Source organism: Arcicella sp. GW821-FHT09D11 (genome assembly GCF_059416265.1).
Map to the genome: position 1 here is coordinate 1 of NZ_JBWKOV010000010.1, position 21,832 is coordinate 21,832.

Below are 21,832 nucleotides of genomic sequence, written 5' to 3' on the forward strand. Positions count from 1 at the left end.
AGGCTGTGACATGAGGAGACCAAAGCTCAGTTTGAAAGGCGATTTAACCCTATTTAAACCAATTTTATCAATAATTATATCTTCATTTCAACTTTTTTAAAAGATGTGGGTAATCAGTAGGACTTAAGTCATCCCCTAATAGGAAGGTTTCGTAAAAAAGACTTAAAAACTGTAAGAGTAAAACCTAGAGTCTTTAAGTCTTATAATCCTAAAGTCATACATCCTCAAGTCTTCAAGTCATGTTCATCCTTCGAAGAATTACTAAAATTCCAGATAAATCCTTGCCAAAAAGCTTTTAAATGAGGCCAATCTCGTTTTACTAAATATCCTAATAGATTTTTTGGAAGAGCAATAGCAGTATAATATATATACATCAGTATCTTTTGATACCCAAAAGTATTTCTTCGTAAATAAAGTAAGCGATTTCGACTATAATAATAGGTTTTAAGGGTTGAACCTTTGCCCGTACTCATAGACTCCTTATGCCAGACTTTACTGCTTGGCTCGTACCAAATTGTATAACCCGCTCTTTTGAATCTTTCGCAATAATCCATTTCCTCATAATACAAAAAGAATAATTCTGCCATGAATCCAACTTTTTCAAAAGCGACTTTTGAAAAAATCATTGCTGCTCCGTGTGCACGTGATGTCGGCATAGCCTTATCGTGCTGACCTGTATCTTTTTCTAAATAACCAATGCCAAAGCCTCGACCTGATATAGGATTAATAGGCGTATATCCTGCAAATTGTATAACGTCTGGTTCGTCAAAATATAAAATTTTAGGGCAAATTACCCCAATATTAGCATCCGTCTGAAAGCGTGCGATAAGAGGCTCAAGAAAACCTGCATCTACTTCTGTATCATTGTTCAAGAGCAAATAATATTCTCCTGTTGCTATTCTTAATCCTTTGTTATTTCCACCAGCAAAACCAAGGTTTTCTCCAGGTTCAAGATAAGTAATCCAAGGAAAATCTATTGGAAGTTGATAACCAAAATCTTTGGTGCTGTTATCAACGACAATTACTTCAATAGAAGGATAAGTTATTTTTTCTAACGAACGTAATAGCGCAGCAGTAACATCAGTACTGTTAAAATTTATGGTTATTATAGAAACTTTTGGTTGATGATTTGCCATCTTTGTTATTCGTTTTCAGCTTACTTTTTCCCATTGCCCTGATGTAGCATTGTATTGTTTAATTACTTTAGCAGGGTTGCCAACAGCAACGCTAAAAGGAGGAATACTTTTAGTAACAACAGCTCCCCCCGCAATTACACTATGTTTCCCGATAGTTACGCCCGCAGTAATCACCGCATTGGCACCAATCCAACAATCGTCTTCTATCGTGATTTGAGCTGTTGTAACGGGCTGTAAATCAATAGGAAGGGTAACATCAGTGTACACATGATTAAGACCACTCATTACGATATTTTGTGCAAAAATAACGTTATTACCCACTGTTACAGGGCCGATGATTACATTGCCAATACCGACTCTTGAATTATTGCCAATATGAACAGCCCCTACGCCATTATTAATGGTAGCAAAATCTTCTACTGTACTAAAATTGCCCAGTGTAAAAGGCTGAAAAGGCAAAACATCTACTCTTGTTCTTCTGCATATTACAGAGCCTTTCCCTTTTTTATGAAAGAAAGGATTAATAAACCATTTTACCCAAAGTCGCGGTCGTGCCTGATACTTTGGAATTAAACACCAATGCACAAATTTCTTTAAGGCAGGATTTGATTTGATGGTTTGAATAATAGACATAAGAAGAATTATTTTTTGAAAAGATGTTTTTTGATTCTAAATATAAGTGCCTTTTTTAAACCACCATCTATTTGTATTCGTCTATCGCTTGTCCAAACTTTTGCATCATCGCTATCTACCGCCTCAATTTTTCCTCCTGCTTCTTGCAAACGTAATGCCATCATTCCGTCTTCTGTAGCATGACCTGCATCATCAAAAGCAACTCCTCTGAAAGTTCTTTGTACTTCAATATCATAGCCGTTTATGTCGATACCTTTTTGTCTAATAAAGCCAGAATTATACCCTAATACATTCAGAAAAGGTTGTGTACGTTCTTTTTGTTTAATCACAAAACTGCTCAGCATTTCATAGAAAGCATATTGCCAACGTGGGGTAGAAGGAGAAGGAAGAAATGAATAACTACCATGTACACAATATACAGGAACAGGTTTGTCTTGTCCTTTTACTAGTGCATCAGTCATGGCCGTAATCCAACCTGCTGGATATAATGTATCACTATCGCAGGTTAACACATAAGTGCCTTTTGCTTTGTGCAAACCACAAGTTCTGGCATGACCAACGCCTTGCTTGGTCTCCAAAAAGTTTTTTACACCAATTGTATTTAAAAGATTGGCTGTGCCATCGGTTGAATTATTATCAATTACAATTAACTCAACAGGATATTTTGTATTAGTATTTGCCAGCGAAATTAAGGTATGTAAGATACTTTCTTCTTCGTTCCATGCAGGGATTACTACACTAACAATGGGGTTTTCGTTAGAAAATATAGATAATTTTTTCTTTAGCTCTTCAACTTCACTAGCGGTATATTTACTAATGAGTAATGGTTTGCTTAATATTTGCTCTACCCAAGTTGGTAACGAAAAATTAATCATAGTTTTTTCAATTTATGGAATAACAAATCTTTTTAAAGGCAACAATTATTCTGCTCTTTTTACTTTTTCCCAGATACCTGAAGTTAATCCATTCTTGTATCTAAAATACCCTTGGACGGCGCAATAATTCATGAAAGAAAAATAGAAGGGTACAAAAAGTATTTTTACCCTAATCTTCTTGTTTTCAAGGTAATAGCCAAGTAAAGCTAAAATGTAAAAGGCAATTTGAGCAAGCATCAAAAGATGATATATGAAATTATCTAATAATTCGGAACCTGTAAAAAGTAGGATAAAATTGATTAATACCAAAAGAGGAAGGCAAAATGGAGCCACTGCCCAACGCATAGCACGGTGTGAAACATATTGAAACGAAAGTAAGCCATAGCGGAAGATATTCCAAAGGAAACCTAAACGGGCTATTGCCTGAAAACCTCCTGCTGAAATCCTGATTTTCCGCTTCATTTCATCTTGAATAGAGAACGAAGGGCGTTCACTGGCATAAGCATCTGGTTCATAAATTACCCTAAAACCATTGGCAGCAATTCGTAAGGAAATAATGAAGTCATCCAGCAGTGTATCTTTTTCAACGTGTTCAAATAGATTGGTTCTTACAGCAAATAATTCACCTGCTGCCCCTACGACAGAATAAAGCTCAGTATCTAATTTTTTCAGAAAAGATTCATACTTCCAGTATAACCCTTCGCCAGCTCCAGCAGCGGCTTCTGATCCTTCTGTTTGAATACGTTTTTCACCTGCAACTGCCCCGACTACGGGGTCTTGGAAGTGCCTTACGATATTTTTAATAACAGCGTAATTGAGGGTTGTGTTAGCGTCTGTAAAAATAACAATAGGGGTATTGATGGTTTTCATAGCCATATTCATGGCTTCAATTTTACCTCTACGGGTATCGCCTGCAATCATTCTTAGATTACTATATTCTGATTGAAGAGATGCTATGTATTCTGACGTTCCATCATTTGAGCCTTCTGTGACGAAAAGAACTTCGAATTTATCCGATGGATAATCGAGCCCAAATGTATTAATAACCTTGGCTTCAATGCACGACATTTCATTGTAAGCGGGTACCACTAAAGTGACTTCTGGAAGAAAGGTAGGGTCGTTATACTTTTTAAAAGTATACCCAAATATTTTTCTGATTTTTACAAAAATCCAAGCAACTATACCGTAGCCAACATAAGTATAGGCTACTAGCCCTATACAAATCCAGAAACATAGTTCAAGTATGAGTTTCATAGTTTAATATTTTGAGAGATATTAATTTAATTAATACCACAGGGCTGAGCAGTTTTTCTGGGTTGGGTTTTTATACATTTTCAGATTGTAAGAGGGCAGGGAATGTCATAAAAAAGATTTTTAAATCATACTTGAAAGAAAAGTTACGAGCATACTCAATATCCAATTCTATTCTTTCTTGTTCGGTCATATCTTTTTTGCCTTTTCCTCTTTTGGTTACTTGCCAAAGGCCAGTAAGTCCACCCGGACCAGCAAAGCGTTCAATATAATCGTCTGTTGTTAATTTTTCAGCTTCGTATAGTGGCAAAGGTCTATTTCCAATCAGAGACATATCTCCCAAGAAGATATTAAACAATTGAGGTAGCTCATCGATACTACTATTTCTTAAGAAACGGCCTAGTTTTGTAATTCTTGGGTCATTTTGAAATTTCATAAAGGCTACTTTTTCTTTTTTCTTATTCAAGTAAACCTTTTCACAAGTTTCTTCACCATCAAGATATAATCGTTGCTGACAAGAACCAATTAGTGCACACTCATCACAAAGTCCATCTGTTTTGGCTTCAGTTGCTCCTTTGGTGTACATATTCAGCGATTCCATGTTTTTAATTAACTGGTCAGCATCAGTACGCATCGTTCTGAACTTATAAATTTCAAAAATCTTGTAGCCCGCACCCACACGTTTAGATTTATAGACGATAGGGCCTTTAGAATCTAATTTGATTAGGATAGAAATAATAATAAGCAGTGGAGACAGCAACAACAAAGCAAAACCAGTAGTGGAAACATCAATAAAGCGTTTCCAGAATGGAATTTTTACCTCTAAAATATTTGATTTTGTTTGTTGACTGGCAACATAATGACGACGTTTGATGAAGTATTCTAATCGAGTAACTAAATCACCAGAACTGAAATCTTTAGGATAGATATCATCTCCTTGTTTCTCAATGATTTCTTTAATCAGGCCAGGCGTTACATGGTCGCTGGTAAGGATAACAGGCAAATTTTTTGTCCAGTTATCTTTCCTGATTGTTTCTAAAAATTTGATTCCGCCTAGATTTCTAGCAATAATAATGGCATCAGGAGGATAGGTATTTTTCACAAACTCCAGACATTCGTCTAAGTTACTAATAACCTTTATGTGAAGTTTTTGTCCAAATTTTTTCAAAAAATTGACCACTACAAAATCTTCATTTTCAACCAAAATTACTTTAATAGGAAAATCATCCTTTGGTGATGATATAGTCTGTGGGATACTACTCATATTTTAGTGATTTTAATAATTCTATCTCAAGACATACACGATAAACTTTGACCTCATAAGCATTAAGGTAACAAATAATGAGTAAACCTCTTAATATGTTTTATAAAATAAATGGTTAATGGTGGTGTCTATTTTACTCTACGTAAAATAGCTTTTATTTTGGCATGTACTTCCATCGGATTGAATGGTTTTAGCATAAAATCGTCAGCCCCTAAGTTCAAGCATTCTATTCTTTCTTTACTTTCGTCAGTACCAGAAAGAATAATGATTGGTAGGTTACTGAATAAATTACTTGCACGTACTACTTTTACAAACTCTTTACCATCCAAGTTTGGCATGTTAAGGTCAGCAATGATAAAGTCTGTATCGTTTCCTGCATCTAACCAATTCATTCCTTCCATTCCATCGTTTTTAACTGTTACATCAAACTCTTTGTTCAAGAAATGTTCTAATACTTTTCTAGTACTTGCTTCATCATCAACTATTAGAAGTTTCAATTTACTGTTGCTCATTATTTTTAGTTATTGAATTTTTTAGGGCTATTGTGGAAACAATAAAAATATGGTTACTTAAGAAACACTTCCATTAACTGATGTAATGAAAAGCCTTTTTGTATTACTTTTTTTTATACAATAGTAATCAATAGTATAAAATAAATATTATAAAAAAAGATGCAGCAATAGATTAATATTAAAAATGTTATTTTTTTAATATCCTCTCTTAAAGTTACAATCAATTACCTTGCCAAACAAATGTTTTTATGCTTTTAAACAACCTAAACTATATTCAAGGCGGACTTTGTACAATAGAAATTTTGCACTCACATAAAGAATACTGCTATCCACATTTATGCAAACCTTAAATATAAATATATTGACAAAATATTGCTATTTTACAATAAACAAATTTCATTTATACTTTTTTTAGTAGCAACATAGATGTCTCCCTCATCTTTGGTGGCTGATATGTTTAGAATAAATCCTTATTATTTATTCTAATTTAAGGATAATTCTAATTTAATCTAATTTTGTTGGTGTTTGCTAATCATTTATTGATGATGGAAAATAAGGAATGGACTGATGCAATTGATGCTATTTTTAGTAAGCAAATAGAGAACCAATATAATATTGGTCATACAAATGCATTAGAAAGAAAAACTAAATTAAAAAAATTGCTTAAAACGATTCTTCAATATCGAGCAGAGATTCAAAAAGCAATGTTTGATGATTTCAGAAAAGCGCCTGCTGAAGTAGATTTAACGGAAATATACACGATTATTAATGAGCTAAACCACACAATCAAACACCTAAAGCATTGGATGAAGCCGAAGGTTGTGCCAAGTCCAATCTCTCTATTAGGCACTTCATCTTATATTCATTACGAACCAAAGGGTGTTGTATTAATCGTTTCTCCTTGGAATTTTCCGTTTAATTTAACGTTTGGACCATTGGTTTCTGCCATTGCTGCTGGAAACTGTGTCATCATAAAGCCTTCAGAGCATACTCCTCATTCGGCAACGTTGATGAAAAAAATAATAAGAGAAGTATTCTCTGAAAACGAAGTAGCAATATTTGAAGGAAATGCCGAAGTAGCAGCATACATCACCAAATTGCCCTTCAACCATATTTTCTTTACGGGAAGTCCTGCTTTAGGAAAGAAAGTTATGGCAGCAGCGGCTGAAAATTTATGTTCTGTTACGTTAGAATTGGGAGGTAAAACACCTGTCATTGTGGATGAATCCGCTGATTTGGTCAAAGCTGCTAGTAGAATAGCGTGGGCAAAATATTTGAATAATGGACAAGTATGCATCGCCCCAGATTATTTATACATCCAAGAAAGCATAAAGGATGATTTTGTAAAACTATTCAAAGAGCAAGTTTTGAATTTTTATGGAAAAAATCCTGAAGAGTCAAAAGATTATAATCGAATTGTAAATAAAGGGCATTTTAATCGTTTGAAGAGTTATATAGAAGAGGTTAAGGCAACAGGAGCCGTGATAGAAATGGGTGGAGAAACAGATGAAAGCCAAGCATTTATCGCTCCCACACTACTATCAAACGTCAGTAAAGACAGCAAGGTGATGCAAGAAGAAATTTTTGGACCAATCCTACCTTTGATTACTTTTAAGGAACTAGGCGAAGCTATTCAGCATATTCAACAACACGAAAAACCATTGGCTTTGTATATTTTTAGTAAGAATAAGGGCTCAATAAACAGCATAATTAGCCAGACAAGGGCAGGAGGGACGGTAATTAATCATAATACCTTACACTTTTTTAATAACGAATTACCTTTTGGAGGTTCAAATAATAGTGGCATTGGAAAGGGGCATGGGCATTATGGTTTCCTAGCATTTTCTAACCAAAGGGCAATTATGAAACAATGGTCGCCTTTTATTGCGTTAGATTTATTAATGCCTCCTTATACTGATTTTAAGCAGAAGCTAATAGATTTGACGATTAAGTATTTCTAAAAAAATCCCCCAAACAATTAACATTCGTTTGGGGGATTTTGATGATTATTTAGAAAAGGAATAAGGAAAATCTACTGTATTCGTGCCTCGTGCTTTGTTAGGAGAAGCAGACATCTTAAAATCAATCGTAGCACCCTGCATTAACTTCTGGTGACTCAACCAGTTTTTAGTATACGGTAAACCGTTGAATTTAAGGGTTTGTATATACTTGTTTTGTGTATTGTTTTCAGGAGCATTGATAGTAATCTTCTTGCCACTTTCAAGCGATAAAGTTACCTTTTTGAATAGCGGAGCCCCCAAAACGTATTGATCCGTAGCAGGAGCCACAGGATAAAAACCTAAAGAAGAAAATACGTACCAAGCAGAAGTTTGTCCATTATCTTCGTCACCACAGTAACCATCTGGCGTAGGCTGATACATTTTATTCATTACTTCTCTAATCCAATACTGGGTCTTCCATGGTTGTCCTGCATAATTATACAAGTATATCATGTGTTGAATAGGCTGGTTTCCATGGGCATAATTCCCCATATTCATAATTTGCATTTCACGGATTTCATGAATGACAAATCCATAATATGAATCATCAAAAACAGGAGGAACCACAAAGACAGAATCTAACATTTGACTAAAACCTTTATTACCACCCATTAAATTAGAAAGACCATTGATGTCATGAAAAACGCTCCATGTATAATGCCAGCTATTTCCTTCTGTAAAAGCATCTCCCCATTTAAAAGGATTGAATGGACTTTGGAAAGTGCCATCCTGATTTTTACCGCGCATCAATTTTGTACTAGGGTCGAATAAGTTTCTATAATTCTGTGAACGTTTTGCAAAGCGGTCAATTTCATCCTGTGGACGCTTCAAGGCTTTTGCTAATTGATAAATACAGAAATCGTCATAGGCATATTCCAACGTTCTGGCTGCATTTTCATTGATTTTTACATCATAAGGTACATAGCCTAATTGATTGTAATACTTTACGCCTAATCGTCCAACGGAACTCATCGGGCCTTCGTTTTCACTATTTTTCAATAAGGCTTCATACAGTTTATTAATATCAAACCCTCGTCCACCTTTCAAGTATGCATCGGCAATGATAGAAGCCGAGTTAGAACCTACCATACAATCACGATGCCCCGGACTAGCCCACTCAGGCAAGAAACCGCTCTCATCATAAGTATTTGCCAAGCCTTCCATAATTTGTGCATTCAACGAAGGGAACATCAAATTGAAGAAAGGGAAAACTGCTCTAAAAGTATCCCAAAATCCATTGTCAGTAAACATATAGCCAGGCAATGTTTTTCCATTATATGGGCTATAATGAACTACTTTCCCTTGAGCATCTAGCTCATAGAATTTCCTTGGAAACAGCATTGTGCGGTATAAACAAGAGTAAAAAGTACGTGTTTGTTGGTCAGTACCACCTTCAACCTTTAATCTGTTCAAGGATGCATTCCAGATTTTCTCACCTTTGCTTTTTACTTGTTGAAAATTGTCTTTTCCTACTTCTTTTAAATTGATTTCTGCTTGTTCAAAACTGATGAAGGACGAAGCCACTTTTGCTTGAACTTTTTCGCCTTTTTCGGTAGCAAAATCAATTACAGCACCTACATGGTTTTCTTTGATTTCTAACGTATTATCAACCAATTCTTTGCCGTTCCAAGTACTTGTACTGGCAAAAGCCTTATCGAAGATAATCACAAAGTAATTCTTGAAATTCTCAGGAACACCCCCACTATTTTTGGTTGTATAGCCAATGATTTTTCTTTCGCTTGGAATGATTTTGATGTATGAGCCTTTATCTAAAGCATCGATTACGATATGTGCTTTGTCGGTTTTTGGGAATGTAAAACGAAGTACAGCTGCTCTTTCTGTGGGCGTAATTTCGGTTGTTACGTCGTGGTCAGCTAAGTAAACACTGTAATAATGTGGCTTCGCTACTTCTGCTTTATGTGAAAACCAGCTTGCACGGTCATCTTCTTTGAAGACACGCTTGCCTGTAGTTGGCATAATTACAAATTGACCGTAGTCATTAATCCATGGACTTGGCTGGTGTGTCTGTTTAAACCCTCTGATTTTGTCAGCATCATAGGTATATGCCCAACCATCGCCCATTTTACCAGTTTGTGGCATCCAGAAATTCATTCCCCAAGGAAGGGCAATGGCAGGATACGTATTCCCAGCCGATAAACTTGGCTTTGAGGCCGTGCCCATCAATGTATTTACCAAATCAACGGGATGCTCACTTGATTGTGCAAGTGAAACTAAACTGATTGTGATAAAAAGTAAGCAGCAATAAAATCGTTTAATCATTTTTATAAAATTTTATGTTGGATAATCCTTTAAAGATAATGCTTTGATTTTTGTGTTCTGTTTGTATTTATAAGCCTAATTTAATCAGGAATACGCTTGTAATGTCTTCTTCGGAGAAAAATACATTGCCCTCTAAAATATACTCAGTAATGTTAGTAATAAGTTTTCTAAATAAATTTCTATTATACAAGGGTATATTTAAAAAAAAGAGGCCTCTTAGCAATATAAAGTACGATGAAATAACAAAATCGGTATTACCAATATGTCCCCTATTTTTGACGAAAAACAAGACTGATATTTCTATCCTGTCTAATAATTTTGTATTATTCAAATCAAGTCTTGAAGAAATACAACATACTTACTTAAATTTGGTATACTGTACTTTTATTTATCTCTATTATTTAAGTTTAATATACTCTCAATGTTTCATTCTATCGCAAAATACAGTTTGTATCTAGGAGCATTCCTAGGTTTAAGCTCTCTTACCCATGAATCTATGAACACACATACTACAGTCTCAAAGGCTAATGTGTGGGCAGATACCTTAAATCGACCTGAAGAAAATCGCTTTAAAAAAAGCGTACTTTCTAACGACCTTAACGAACCAATGGAATTGGCTGTTGCTCCAGACGGTCGTGTATTCTTCGTAGAAAGAGCAGGTAAATTTTATGTATACGACCCTGTTCAGAAAAAGACTAGATTACTCTATGATTTTCCTGCCAAAGCGGTTGATAAGTACTTAAATGGTTTGTTGGGGATGACCATAGACCCTCACTTTAGTCAGAATCATTATTTGTACTTTTTTTATACCGTACAAGATAAAGAACAAACTAAACAGAGAATTGCAAGATTCAAAGTAAATGATGACAGTACCCTTGATATTGAAAGCGAAAAAGCAATTATTGAGTTTCCTATAGACTTAGAAGTAAGTGCTCATACAGGAGGTTCTATGGCTTGGGATGCGCATGGAAACTTGTTTATCTCAACAGGGGATAATACTGTGCCTTTTGAATCGAATGGTCATGCACCGATAGACTCAAGAGAAGGAAGACCTATTTTTGATGCACAACGCTCGGCAGGTAATCCAAATGATTTACGAGGTAAAATTCTTCGTATTCATGTAGAGACTGATGGTTCTTATACGATTCCAGAAGGGAATTTGTTTCCTAAAGGAACAGTAGGTACTCGCCCAGAAATTTTTGTAATGGGTTGTCGTAACCCTTACCGTATTTCGGTTGACCCAGCAACATCATACCTTTATTGGGGTGAAATTGGTCCTGATGCTGGAACAGATGGTATTCAAGGACCACGTGGCTATGATGAATTTAATCAAGCGAAGAAAGCAGGTAACTATGGCTGGCCATATTTTGTAGGCGATAATAAACCATATTTTCAATATGACTTTGCTACGAAAAAAATAGGTTCTCTTTTTGACCCAAAAGCGCCTGAAAATACTTCTCCCTATAATACAGGGCTTAAAAACTTGCCTCCAGCACAAAAGGCAATGATTTGGTATCCTTATAACCAATCAGCGGAATTTCCTGCTTTAGGCGTAGGTGGTAGATGTGCCATGGGTGGGCCAGTATATCATTTTGATCCTTCAATCGCTAATCCAACAAAATTGCCTGCCTATTACGATAAAGCACTATTTGTATACGACTGGATGCGTAACTGGATTTATGCAGTACGTTTAGATGAGCAACAGAATTATCAATCAATGGAGGCGTTCATGCCAACAACAGGAGATTTCCGTCGCCCAGTAGATATGGAAATAGGGCCTGATGGCAGTGTTTATTTGCTTGAGTATGGCTCAGTTTATGGTATTGATAATGAAGATGCTCGTTTGGTAAAAATAGATTTCAATAGCGGAAACCGTGCCCCTGTAGCAGAAGCTGCTGCGGTAGATACTATTGGATTAGCTCCATTAAAAGTAGCTTTCAAAGGAGATAAAAGCTATGATTTTGACAAAGGAGATCAATTGACATATCAATGGAAATTTGAAGGCAAAGCTGTATCAACAGAAATAAATCCTACTTATACTTTTAGTAAAAATGGCATCTACAAAGTAGTATTAACGGTAAAAGACCAATTAGGAGCAAGCAACACGGATACTTTAAAAATAAAAGTAGGAAATACAACCCCTGAAGTTGCGATTGCTACGACGGATAATAGCACATTCTTTAAGCCTTCGCAAACTACTTTAAAGTATGTCGTAAGTGTAAAAGACAAAGAGGATAAAATAATTGACCCTAAGAAAGTAAAGGTTATCCTTAATTATATTCCTAAAGTGAGCAGAGAGCCATTGATGGGACATCAGCAATTAACATCAACCTTTAGTTTGGGTAAATCATTAATTGCGGGTTCAGACTGTAAGGCTTGTCACCAAGTAAATGCAAAATCTGTAGGACCATCGTTTACTGAAGTTGCCAAACGATATAGAGATGATAAAACAGCAATAGCTAAACTTGCCAATAAAATCATCATCGGTGGTGGTGGTATTTGGGATGAACGTGAGATGAGTGCCCATCCACAACTGTCGCGTGAAGAAACTACCGAAATGGTAAAATACATTTTATCATTAGGCAATGTACCTGTAGAGAATAGAATACCTCAACAAGGGAATTTAACGTTAAAAGAGCACGTAGGTAAGGAGCAAGAAGGACGCTATGTGTTGACGGCTTCTTATACAGACAAAGGGTCATTAGTAGCACCACAAGGCAAAACAAAGGCGGTACTAGCACTTAGTAAGAGTGACGTATTGGTGTTGCGTCCTACGAAAGTATTTGGTAGCGAAGCAGATGTGCTTAATAATATTAGCAGACAAGGAAAACGTTTAGGTAATATCCATAACGGCTCGTACTTTGTGTTGAAAAATATTGACTTAAAGAATATTGAACAACTTACTTATCGTTATTCTTCAAAAGACAAAGGAGCTAAAATTGAAGTACATGCTGATTCACCAACAGGTGAAATTATTAGTACTTTGACGTATGCACCAACAGGTAACTGGAATACTTATACAGAACAGAGTACGGCGATTCAAGCAATTGCAGGAAAACATGATTTGTATTTTGTCTTTATCAAAAACGAAACGCCAAACAAGGATTTGTTTAGTTTAGAATGGATAGATTTTGTATCTGCAAAAAGTCTAAAATAAAGAAAGGTTTAAAATAAAAAATGCCTCAGTTCAATAAAGAGCTGGGGCATTTTTTGTTGGTTTCAACTAAAAACTAATTCCTATTGTGCCTTTTAAAAAGAAAGGAAAACCTGGCGTAAAATGAATTTCAGTGACAGGTTCGCTTTCATTTTTCAATCTTGATTCTGTGGCAAACTGTGTTTCATTCCATTTTACATTCAATAGATTTTCTGCTATTAAACCAAAGTTTACCTTCTTGATTTTATAATTTACATTACAATCTGTAATAGTATAACCTTTGGCTACGATAGCATAATCTTCGTTGGCTGCTCGATTGCCTAAATGTCTAACGCGTAGTCCACCAGAAAACCCAGAAGGGTGAGTAATACTTAATCCGCCTGTTAAGGTAAAATCGGGAGCTAAGGGAATATAATCTGCCCCTTTGGGTTCGTCAATACTTCTGGCTATAGTATTCGTCATGTCGGCATTGAAAAACAGCCAATTGTTTAATTGATAGCGGATGCCTAAATCAATTCCTTTTCGCAATGATTTACCACTCGCTTCAATCACAGCTTCGTCGCCTACATACACAAACTCTTGGTCGAGGTGCAAAATCCACAAAGCAATGTTTAGGATTAAACGTGACTGAGGTTTCCAAATCATGCCTAAATCACTGCCATAAGCGGCTGGTAATACCTCTTTGCTATTACTTGCTAAACTACTTACACGCGTATCATTTGAATGAAAGCCTTTACCTACTTTAAAGAATAGCTGAATGTCGTGGTCTGGATTATAAATCACATTCAATTTCGGACTAGCAATAAATTTTGAAACAGCTTGAACTTGGTTGTTATTAAGCTTGTCGAGGTAATTAAAATTGAAGTAATCAAATCTGATGGCTGGATTAATCAGCCAATTACCACGGTGATATTCTATACCTGTAAATCCGAAAGCATTGGTTTCTTGTACATCTCCAAATTTTAACCTTTCCAAAATCGTCACACGGTTGAGCGTATGCGAAAGCTCAAGGTCGTTCACGGCATCATAACGAAGCCCTAAGCCCGACTGCCAAGATAAACTGCTCCCTGAAAGTGTATAATATTTATGAATTTCTGACTGAAATCCTAGTATATCTCTGGATTCCTTTTGCTTGATTTGGTCGCCATTGACTGAGTCGTTTAAGAAAAAAGTAAAGTTGGAATATAGTTCAAAATTATAGTGACTGTAATAAGCCATATTTTTAAACAGAAGCGATTTACCTACCTTTTTAGTATGCTGAATATTGATGTTTGTTCGGCTGGTATTTCCCCCTTCTTTATCATCAATTGCCCCGAAACGAGTAATCAAACCTTCATCAATGGCTCGCTGTGGTACTTGTCCCGAAGCATTCCATTTGCTGGTAAAATAGGCTACTGAAAAATTGATTTTATGCTGATTGGGCAACTCAAGGGCATATTTCCCCATCAGATTCAATCGATTGAATTTTTGTGGCGAAATAAAAGGGCCATCAGAATACAAATATTCACTGGCGATATAAGCTGATTGTTTTTCTTGTTGACCTAATAAATTGACCAAAGCCATCGCCCTGAAAGTATTAAACATGCCAGCACTTGCCGAAACCTGACTTTCCTTGATACGTTCCTTGGTTTGAAATTCAACATACCCCGCCGTTGTTAAATTGCCTTTATTGGCGAAGTAAGGACCTTTGCCATAATCAATTTTTTCAATGGTTTCTGGAATCAGAAAGTGTAAATCCGCATAGCCTTGTCCGTGTGCGTGTGAAACCATGTTTACGGGCATTCCATCCACGGAAATATTGATGTCTGTGCCGTGGTCTAAATCAAAGCCTCGCAAAAATAATTGTTCAGCCTTGCCACCGCCAGCATGCTGACCGATAAATAGCCCTGGTACTTTGCGTAAAATTTCTTGAGAAGAATTGACAGGATAAGTCTTTAAATCTATTTTAGAGATAATATTCTGGGCATTTACTTCTGGACTAATCGTTACTTCATTCAGCTGAAAAGTACTTTCTTCTAAAACGATTTTTAAAAAATGCTCTGCTGGTGTAAACACAATTTTCTGTGTTTTAAAACCCATGCACGAGATTTCTAAAGTATCGCCTTTGCTGACTTTCTCCAGAACAAAATATCCCAATTTGTTTGAATGTGAATGTTTGTCAATACGTCTGTTTAGAATAAAACTGCCTTCAATGGGGTTTTTGTTAGCATCTGTAATGGTTCCTTCAACTTTTTGGGCAAATAGATTTAGGTTGAAAAATAATAGAATAAATGTAATTGTTTGTTTCATGAATGTTTGATGATGGAAGGTTTATAAAGCTATCAGCTTTGAGCCGAGAGCAATAAGTTTTTTGTAAAATTAAATAGGTTTTGAGATAGAGTGTATAAGAAAGACTAGGTAGTTTAGCAAAGCAGTAAAATTTGCTGATGAATTTCTTTAAAACTTGGTCGTGCCAAAACGATTTCGTTCATACAAGCTTTTACCAAACTTTGAAGGATAACTACAGCCTCTTTTTCTGTTTCAGCAGGCTGAGTGTATCTTAGTAAATCATCTAACAAACAAGCAAAAGCCCTTACTTCTAAACGCTGAATAGCAGGAGCTTTGCTAGAATGTACATGGTAAGTACTGCCCGCACCGAAGTCTCCAAACAATGTATTCGCATTTTCATCTACCAACGTATTATGGGCATATAAGTCACCATGCGAAACACCTAAGGCATGCAAATGTTCGCCAACGCTAGCAATAGAAGAAGATATTTTAATGACTTCTGCCAAGGTAAAGACGGTGTCAGCAGGATAAGTATCTCTGGTACAAGTTTCAAAACTTGGTGGTCCACCAAGATTTCTAAATGTCGGAGGAATCAGTGCCATCAATAAACCATGCTTGTTGCTTGGATGGTTTTTGATTTTGCCTAGTACTGTTACCAAGTTCGGATGCGATCCTGCTGAAATACAAGCATTCATTTCGTCAGTTGGTAGGCCGTCGCTGGTTACTTCTCCTTTATATACTTTTACGGCAACTTCCTTATGATGAGTTTCCCAAACAGCTTTAGCAATAATGCCTGAAGCCCCTTCACCCAATTGCTCTTTAATGGTTAGTTCATCCCAAGAAAATTCCTCTAAGGCTACTTGTTCTTCAGTATTTTCTGAAAAAGGATTGCCTGCAAAAGCTAACCATGAAAGGCGAGGGAACGTTAATAATTCTTCGGGAAATTGTTCAATTTGATTGGCCGAAATGCGGAATAATTCTAGGTTTTTACAGCCTGCTAATTCCTGTGGCAAGGCTTTTAGCCGATTACCAGCCAACATCAACTTTTGCATACGAGTACATTTCCCAATAGAAGCAGGAATGCTTTCAATAGCATTATTCGTCAAAATTAACCAACGAGTATTGATAGGAATGGCATTTTCTGGAATCGTTTTGATAATATTGGCTTTGAAACCAATCATTTCTAAGGCAGGACAGTCAGCTAATACTGCTGGAAACACCGTAAAAAGGTTATCTGAAAAGAAGGCGATTTTTAGATTTTTTAGGATGCCAAAATCATCTGGGAGAGATGAAAGCTCATTGCCTGATAAATCTAAAATTTCTAAGGTATCAGCTAAAGTATAAATCTCCTTTGGAAAGGTCTTTAATCCACAAGATAATTTTAAACGAGTTGTTCCTAATAGTTCTCCTGAGTACAATTGTTGGAGTGTCTGCATGAATGGCAAAAGGTTTGTTTCTGACAAAGATAGTCAGCAATGGGTATTGAGCTTTCAGAGAGAAGCTTTTTTCCGCTAAAGAGAGAGTTCTGAGAAGTGATATAACACTGATGGCATGACTTCAAGTCATGCCATCAGTAGATTCTATAATAATAATTAATAAATACTCAATAGATTAACCCTTACATTCTATACTTTTCCAACAAAGCCTTAGTTGCTCTGATGCCCGCATCCTCGTCCAAATAGTTTTCTTTAGCTCCCATCATTTTCATAAATCCTCCTTCGTATTCAATGCCTACAAACCCTTTGAAATTTTTAGTAATCCCTTTATTGACTATCGGCATTATTTTAGCAAAATCTGTATCTGTGCAAGCTCCACTCTCATCAAAGAAATGCGTTTTAGCACTTACACCTTTGGCAAAAGGCATCAGTTTTTTTACGCCATCGTACTTATCATATTCATGAATTACTTTGGCATCTCTGAATCCCTCCATCGTCATGGCTTTAGGCTTTTCTCTTTGAATAAAATTGCCAAAATCAGGTAAACAACCTGCATAAGGATTATTAACTTGTTTCAGTAAACTTACTAACCAATCAGGATTGGTAGAAATGGTAATATGGTTTTCGATAATTACGCCAATACCTGCTTTTTGTCCATACTCTACCAATTTACCATAACCATCTACGCCTGCTTTCATGATTTCTTCGGGCGTACCGTCGCCATCCATGTTTACACGGATTGAATGACAGCCCAAAAATTTAGCAGCGTCTACCCATTTATAATGATTTTCAATGGCTTTCTGGCGAGCCGATGCATCACTCGCCCCTAAATCACCTTCGGAGTCTACCATAATCAATACATTCTGAACACCCAAATCAGCAGTCCTTTGTTTCAGCTCGTTTAAATAAGCTTGGTCTTTGGCTTTATCAGCCCAAAAAATCGAGACGTATTCCACGGCATTGATACCAAAATCATTTTTAGCTTTGGCAGGAAAATCCATGTTTTTCAGTTTACCACTGAATAATGACCCAGCCAACGAGAATTCAGCCAAAGAAATTTCAAAGTGTGGTTTTGCCGAAGCGAGTATTGTATCAGGAAGAAAACTTGCCGCTGTCAAAAGTCCCATTTGAGCCATAAATTGGCGACGGCTTGAATGATTTTGTTCCAGATTTTCTATGTTATTTTTCATTTGTTTTAAAGGTTTGAAAAAAGGGCAACAAAGTTTTCACCCTGTTGCCCTTCTGTTTTAATACTTATTCTTTTTTACCATCAAAAGCCATTCCCATTGCTTCTAATTTCATTTTAATGACGTTTCCAGTATCGTCTTTTACAAAACTAACCGTTCCTTTACCTCCTGCATCAAACTTGTCAGCAGTGTCGGTTGGAGTCAGTTCTCCTACGTTACCACCTGCATCAATGATTAATTTTCCGTCTTTTGCAGCAATTGAGATAAACTCAAACGGTAAGCCTGTCATTTTATACTTGCCTGCATAAACATTGTAATCTGTTTTAGTCTCAGGCGTCGCAACAGTGGCAGGAGCAGTATCACCTACTTCTGTTTTAAACTCAACACCCATCACTACCATCAACGAGCCTTCCGCTTTTGGGTTTTGGAAGACAACATATAAATCATGCGTTCCTTCGGTAGGAGCAATGTTGATGGCAACTGGTTTGCCCGCAAAGCTCATTTCTTCTGAAGGAGCAAGGAATGGAGATGCTCCTATTACTTTCCCCGTTGGTGAATCAAGGCGTATTTCAATAACTCCGCCTTGGGCATTCAACTGTGCTTTTGGTGTAACAGCTGAGAATGATATTTGCTTAATTTCTGCTAAATCTATCTGATTAAGAGTGACATAAGAACCTGATTTAGAAGGAATAATTAACTCGTTACCACCGAATGACATTTTTGAAACGGCTTCGTATGTATCAAATTTATGCGGACTCATTTTCGCATTACGAAGGGTATATGTTTTTTCAGAAGCTAATGAAGGTATTCCTTTCGAGCCTTGATCTTCGTAAGAAGCACGCAAAATATATACGCCTTGTCCTTTGTCGTTAGCAGGCAATTTAGCCGTATATGCTCCTTTTACAGGCAAAGTATTTGCTTTAGCTTTTTCTTGTGAGAGACTCAAAATATATTTTACCATATCAGATGCATCAGCGGCCGAAAGTTGTGGGTGACCACTCATTGGAACTTCTCCCCAAACGCCACTTCCACCAGAAATGACTTTCTTAGTAAGTCTTTCCAATGCCCCGCCATCGTTTTTGTATTTAGCCGCAACGTCTTTGTACATCGGTCCCACTGATTTTTTATCAATACTGTGGCAAGCCTTACAGTCGCTCGCTTCCATCAATTTTTTGCCTGACGCAAAACTTGCCGAAGCATCTGCTGAACGGTGCCCTTGTGCGATAGCAATTTTATCAAAACCTTCTGCCAGATAGTCAATATTCACAGCTACTTGGTCTGGTTTGATTTTTCCATCTGCCAAGCTTCCATCTTCTTTATCATTTACCCTTACTTCATAATTGAATGGTTTATTCGGGAAGTAAAACGTTTTATTGCTTTTTGGTAAATCAAAAGCCAATGCTGGCGGTTCATTTCCTGCCGTCAATTCCATCGATTGGCTATTGCTTTCGCCTTTACCATCTAAAACTGTAAGCGTTGCTTTATAAACCCCAGCTTTGGTTAATGTCAATGAAGCATCAGGCGTATTGATTACTTTGATAAACCCTTTCTTATCGGTAATTTTCCAAGTATATTTTAATACATCTCCATCAGCATCTACCGTACCTTTTGAACTAAGTGTTACTTTAAAAGGAATAGCGCCCCCCATTTTATCTGCCGCAATTTGTACAATTGGCTTACGATTCCCTCCGTTGTATTCTATGCGAATCAAACGGGCATCATCATTCGCCGTGAACCAGCCTGAGCCGTATTCCAACATATATAAATCACCATTTTCGGCAAATTCCATATCCATCGGATTACTAAATTTATAGCTTGGCATAAAGCGTTCCATCGACACATAATTACCTTCTTTGTCTAGCGTAACTGCCATAATCCAGCCACGCATCCATTCGTAAATCAATAATTTTCCATCATAATATTTCGGAAAAGCATGATTAGCATTTTTGAAAGCTTCACTATAAAATACTGGTCCAGCCATGGCGTTTCTACCGCCACTACCTACTAATGGGAATTCTGGAGATTCGGCATAAGGATACCATATAAATGCTTTTTGTGCTGGAGGTAATACTTTCAAACCTGTGTTGTTTGGGGAAGTATTCGTTGGTGCATTGGCATCCCACAATTCTAATGATTTATTATTAACAAAATCAAATTTATTGTAAGCCTTGTTATCACCTACAAAATGTGGCCAACCATAATTGCCTGCTTTGCGTGCTTGTCCTACTTCGTCATGTCCTGCTGGGCCACGGTCAGCAGCAGGTTTGTTGGCGTCTGGTCCAACTTCTCCCCAATATAAATTGCCATTTTTTTGGTCTACCGAAATACGGAATGGGTTACGATGTCCCATTGTATAAATTTCAGGACGCGTATTTGGTGTACCTTTTGCAAATAAGTTTCCCTCTGGAATAGTATAAGAACCATCAGCAGTAGGCTTAATTCTGATAATTTTACCTCTTAAGTCATTCGTATTAGCAGATGATTTTTGTGCATCCCAAGGACTACGATCTGGACGTTCGTCGCTTGGGCTATAACCACTAGAACCATGTGGGTTAGTATTATCGCCTGTTGAAAGGAAAAGGTTACCAGCTTTATCCCAAGCAATAGAGCCACCAGTGTGACAACATTGTTCTCTTTGTGTAGGGATTTCTAACAGTACCTTTTTAGAAGATAAAACCAATTCATCACCACGTAATTCATAACGCGTCAAGATATTTTTGGCATCATCTCCTGGAGGTGAATAGTACAAGTAAATCCAGTGATTTTGTGCAAAATTAGGGTCTTTGCTTAAGCCTAATAAACCATCTTCTGCTTCTGAAATTTTGCCTTCTTTATCTTTATACTTTGTACTTACAGGAATCGATGCAATCGTTTTCAATTGTTTCGTTTTAGTATTATACAAACGCACATCTCCACGACGCTCGATAAATAAAATACGTCCATCATTCAAGACGCTTAATTCCATTGGCTCGCTCAATTTTTCTTCTAACACTACTTTAGAAAAACGGTTTTCTTCTGGACGAGCTTTTGTGTAATCCAACGGTTTTGGAGCATCACCACCCATTACATAATTTAAGCCAGCCCAAAGGTGTGCCAAGAAAAGAGGCTCGCTATAAGTTTGGTCTGTATGTCCCATGGCTGTATAAAATGAACGCCCACCATCAAACTCGTGATACCAGCTAATTGGGTGATTGTCGCCATTTTTACCTCCTTGGTATGTTTTCTCATCGATTTTTACCAACACATTAATAGTTGGGTCTATTTTCTGAAAACTATAAAATTCATCTTCACGCTCAAACTCGTCAGGCAACATCTTTGTTCCCCAGTGGTTTTTCATCGTTACATAAAACTTCCCTTTTTGAACATTGCTCGGAGTACTTGGATGGTCTAAGAAAAATGCACCTGCCAAACGACCATACCAAGGCCAGTCGTATTCCGTATCTGTTGCCGCATGGATACCCAAGTAGCCACCGCCAGCTTGGATGTAGCGTTCAAATTCTACTTGTTGTTCAGGGTTTAATACATCCCCCGTTGTGCTTAAAAAAACAACAGCACGGTAGCGTTTAAGGTTTTCAGTATTGAATGCAGTTGCATCTTCTGTTAAGTCTACAACAAACCCTTTTTCCTTGGCCATTTTTTGAAAGGCTGCTTGTCCAGCTTCAATAGAAGTATGACGAAAGCTAGCCGTTTTGCTAAAGACCAATACTCTGGGTGCGTTTGTTTGTCCAATAAGTACCTTAGAACCCAATAAAAAAATACCCAACATCAACACAAGGGTATTTATTAAAGGGGGAAACTGGTAGTGTTTTTTGTTCATTTTGACTGATTGTTTTGAA

At 36.8% G+C, this 21,832-nt stretch carries 13 protein-coding genes; 2 read left to right on the forward strand and 11 right to left on the reverse strand.

What is annotated here, in order from left to right:
• Nucleotides 1-224: 224 nt before the first annotated feature.
• The 6 genes from AC07N0_RS20205 to AC07N0_RS20230 form a co-directional block, all read right to left on the reverse strand.
• Nucleotides 225-1,136, reverse strand: a complete 912-nt coding sequence (locus AC07N0_RS20205) for a glycosyltransferase family 2 protein (RefSeq protein WP_494590739.1) — start codon at nt 1,134-1,136, stop codon at nt 225-227.
• A 15-nt stretch (nt 1,137-1,151) separates the two neighbouring features.
• Nucleotides 1,152-1,769 (reverse strand): acyltransferase, encoded by a 618-nt coding sequence (locus tag AC07N0_RS20210; protein ID WP_492804362.1) that lies wholly within the window; start codon nt 1,767-1,769, stop codon nt 1,152-1,154.
• Between the two features lie 8 nt (nt 1,770-1,777).
• Nucleotides 1,778-2,644 carry a glycosyltransferase family 2 protein gene (locus tag AC07N0_RS20215; RefSeq protein WP_492804360.1) on the reverse strand — a complete coding sequence of 289 codons (867 nt, stop codon included), beginning with the start codon at nt 2,642-2,644 and terminating at the stop codon, nt 1,778-1,780.
• Nucleotides 2,645-2,689: 45 nt separating this feature from the next.
• Nucleotides 2,690-3,898 carry a glycosyltransferase family 2 protein gene (locus AC07N0_RS20220; protein WP_494590740.1) on the reverse strand — a complete coding sequence of 403 codons (1,209 nt, stop codon included), beginning with the start codon at nt 3,896-3,898 and terminating at the stop codon, nt 2,690-2,692.
• Between the two features lie 70 nt (nt 3,899-3,968).
• Nucleotides 3,969-5,159 (reverse strand): sugar transferase, encoded by a 1,191-nt coding sequence (locus tag AC07N0_RS20225; protein WP_492804356.1) that lies wholly within the window; start codon nt 5,157-5,159, stop codon nt 3,969-3,971.
• A 128-nt stretch (nt 5,160-5,287) separates the two neighbouring features.
• Nucleotides 5,288-5,671: a response regulator transcription factor gene (locus tag AC07N0_RS20230; protein ID WP_492804354.1), complete on the reverse strand. Its 384-nt coding sequence runs from the start codon at nt 5,669-5,671 to the stop codon at nt 5,288-5,290.
• Between the two features lie 545 nt (nt 5,672-6,216).
• Between AC07N0_RS20230 and AC07N0_RS20235 the strand changes: the two genes are divergently transcribed.
• A complete protein-coding gene (locus AC07N0_RS20235; protein WP_494590741.1) occupies nt 6,217-7,632 on the forward strand; it encodes an aldehyde dehydrogenase family protein in 1,416 nt (471 codons plus the stop codon).
• A gap of 45 nt (nt 7,633-7,677) precedes the next feature.
• On the opposite strand, the gene AC07N0_RS20240 is transcribed toward AC07N0_RS20235, so the two are convergent.
• Entirely contained in the window at nt 7,678-9,951 is a 2,274-nt protein-coding gene (locus AC07N0_RS20240; protein WP_494590742.1) for a GH92 family glycosyl hydrolase, read from the reverse strand.
• A gap of 421 nt (nt 9,952-10,372) precedes the next feature.
• On the opposite strand from AC07N0_RS20240, the gene AC07N0_RS20245 reads away from it, so the two are divergent.
• Entirely contained in the window at nt 10,373-13,108 is a 2,736-nt protein-coding gene (locus AC07N0_RS20245; RefSeq protein WP_494590743.1) for a PQQ-dependent sugar dehydrogenase, read from the forward strand.
• 66 nt (nt 13,109-13,174) lie between these two features.
• On the opposite strand, the gene AC07N0_RS20250 is transcribed toward AC07N0_RS20245, so the two are convergent.
• The 4 genes from AC07N0_RS20250 to AC07N0_RS20265 form a co-directional block, all read right to left on the reverse strand.
• Nucleotides 13,175-15,394, reverse strand: a complete 2,220-nt coding sequence (locus tag AC07N0_RS20250) for a TonB-dependent receptor (protein WP_494590744.1) — start codon at nt 15,392-15,394, stop codon at nt 13,175-13,177.
• 113 nt (nt 15,395-15,507) lie between these two features.
• The gene (locus tag AC07N0_RS20255; RefSeq protein ID WP_494590745.1) at nt 15,508-16,809 is read right to left on the reverse strand and encodes a leucine-rich repeat-containing protein kinase family protein; all 1,302 of its coding nucleotides are present in this window, start codon (nt 16,807-16,809) and stop codon (nt 15,508-15,510) included.
• A gap of 182 nt (nt 16,810-16,991) precedes the next feature.
• Nucleotides 16,992-17,999, reverse strand: a complete 1,008-nt coding sequence (locus tag AC07N0_RS20260; protein ID WP_494590747.1) for a sugar phosphate isomerase/epimerase family protein — start codon at nt 17,997-17,999, stop codon at nt 16,992-16,994.
• A 64-nt stretch (nt 18,000-18,063) separates the two neighbouring features.
• A complete protein-coding gene (locus AC07N0_RS20265; RefSeq protein WP_494590816.1) occupies nt 18,064-21,762 on the reverse strand; it encodes a ThuA domain-containing protein in 3,699 nt (1,232 codons plus the stop codon).
• Between the last annotated feature and the right edge of the window lie 70 nt (nt 21,763-21,832).

Coding starts and splice junctions, on each gene's coding strand:
- AC07N0_RS20205 (WP_494590739.1), bottom strand. CDS start 1,136: ATGGCAAATCATCAACCAAAAGTTTCTATAATAACCATAAATTTTAAC.
- AC07N0_RS20210 (WP_492804362.1), bottom strand. CDS start 1,769: ATGTCTATTATTCAAACCATCAAATCAAATCCTGCCTTAAAGAAATTT.
- AC07N0_RS20215 (WP_492804360.1), bottom strand. CDS start 2,644: ATGATTAATTTTTCGTTACCAACTTGGGTAGAGCAAATATTAAGCAAA.
- AC07N0_RS20220 (WP_494590740.1), bottom strand. CDS start 3,898: ATGAAACTCATACTTGAACTATGTTTCTGGATTTGTATAGGGCTAGTA.
- AC07N0_RS20225 (WP_492804356.1), bottom strand. CDS start 5,159: ATGAGTAGTATCCCACAGACTATATCATCACCAAAGGATGATTTTCCT.
- AC07N0_RS20230 (WP_492804354.1), bottom strand. CDS start 5,671: ATGAGCAACAGTAAATTGAAACTTCTAATAGTTGATGATGAAGCAAGT.
- AC07N0_RS20235 (WP_494590741.1), top strand. CDS start 6,217: ATGGAAAATAAGGAATGGACTGATGCAATTGATGCTATTTTTAGTAAG.
- AC07N0_RS20240 (WP_494590742.1), bottom strand. CDS start 9,951: ATGATTAAACGATTTTATTGCTGCTTACTTTTTATCACAATCAGTTTA.
- AC07N0_RS20245 (WP_494590743.1), top strand. CDS start 10,373: ATGTTTCATTCTATCGCAAAATACAGTTTGTATCTAGGAGCATTCCTA.
- AC07N0_RS20250 (WP_494590744.1), bottom strand. CDS start 15,394: ATGAAACAAACAATTACATTTATTCTATTATTTTTCAACCTAAATCTA.
- AC07N0_RS20255 (WP_494590745.1), bottom strand. CDS start 16,809: ATGCAGACACTCCAACAATTGTACTCAGGAGAACTATTAGGAACAACT.
- AC07N0_RS20260 (WP_494590747.1), bottom strand. CDS start 17,999: ATGAAAAATAACATAGAAAATCTGGAACAAAATCATTCAAGCCGTCGC.
- AC07N0_RS20265 (WP_494590816.1), bottom strand. CDS start 21,762: ATGTTGGGTATTTTTTTATTGGGTTCTAAGGTACTTATTGGACAAACA.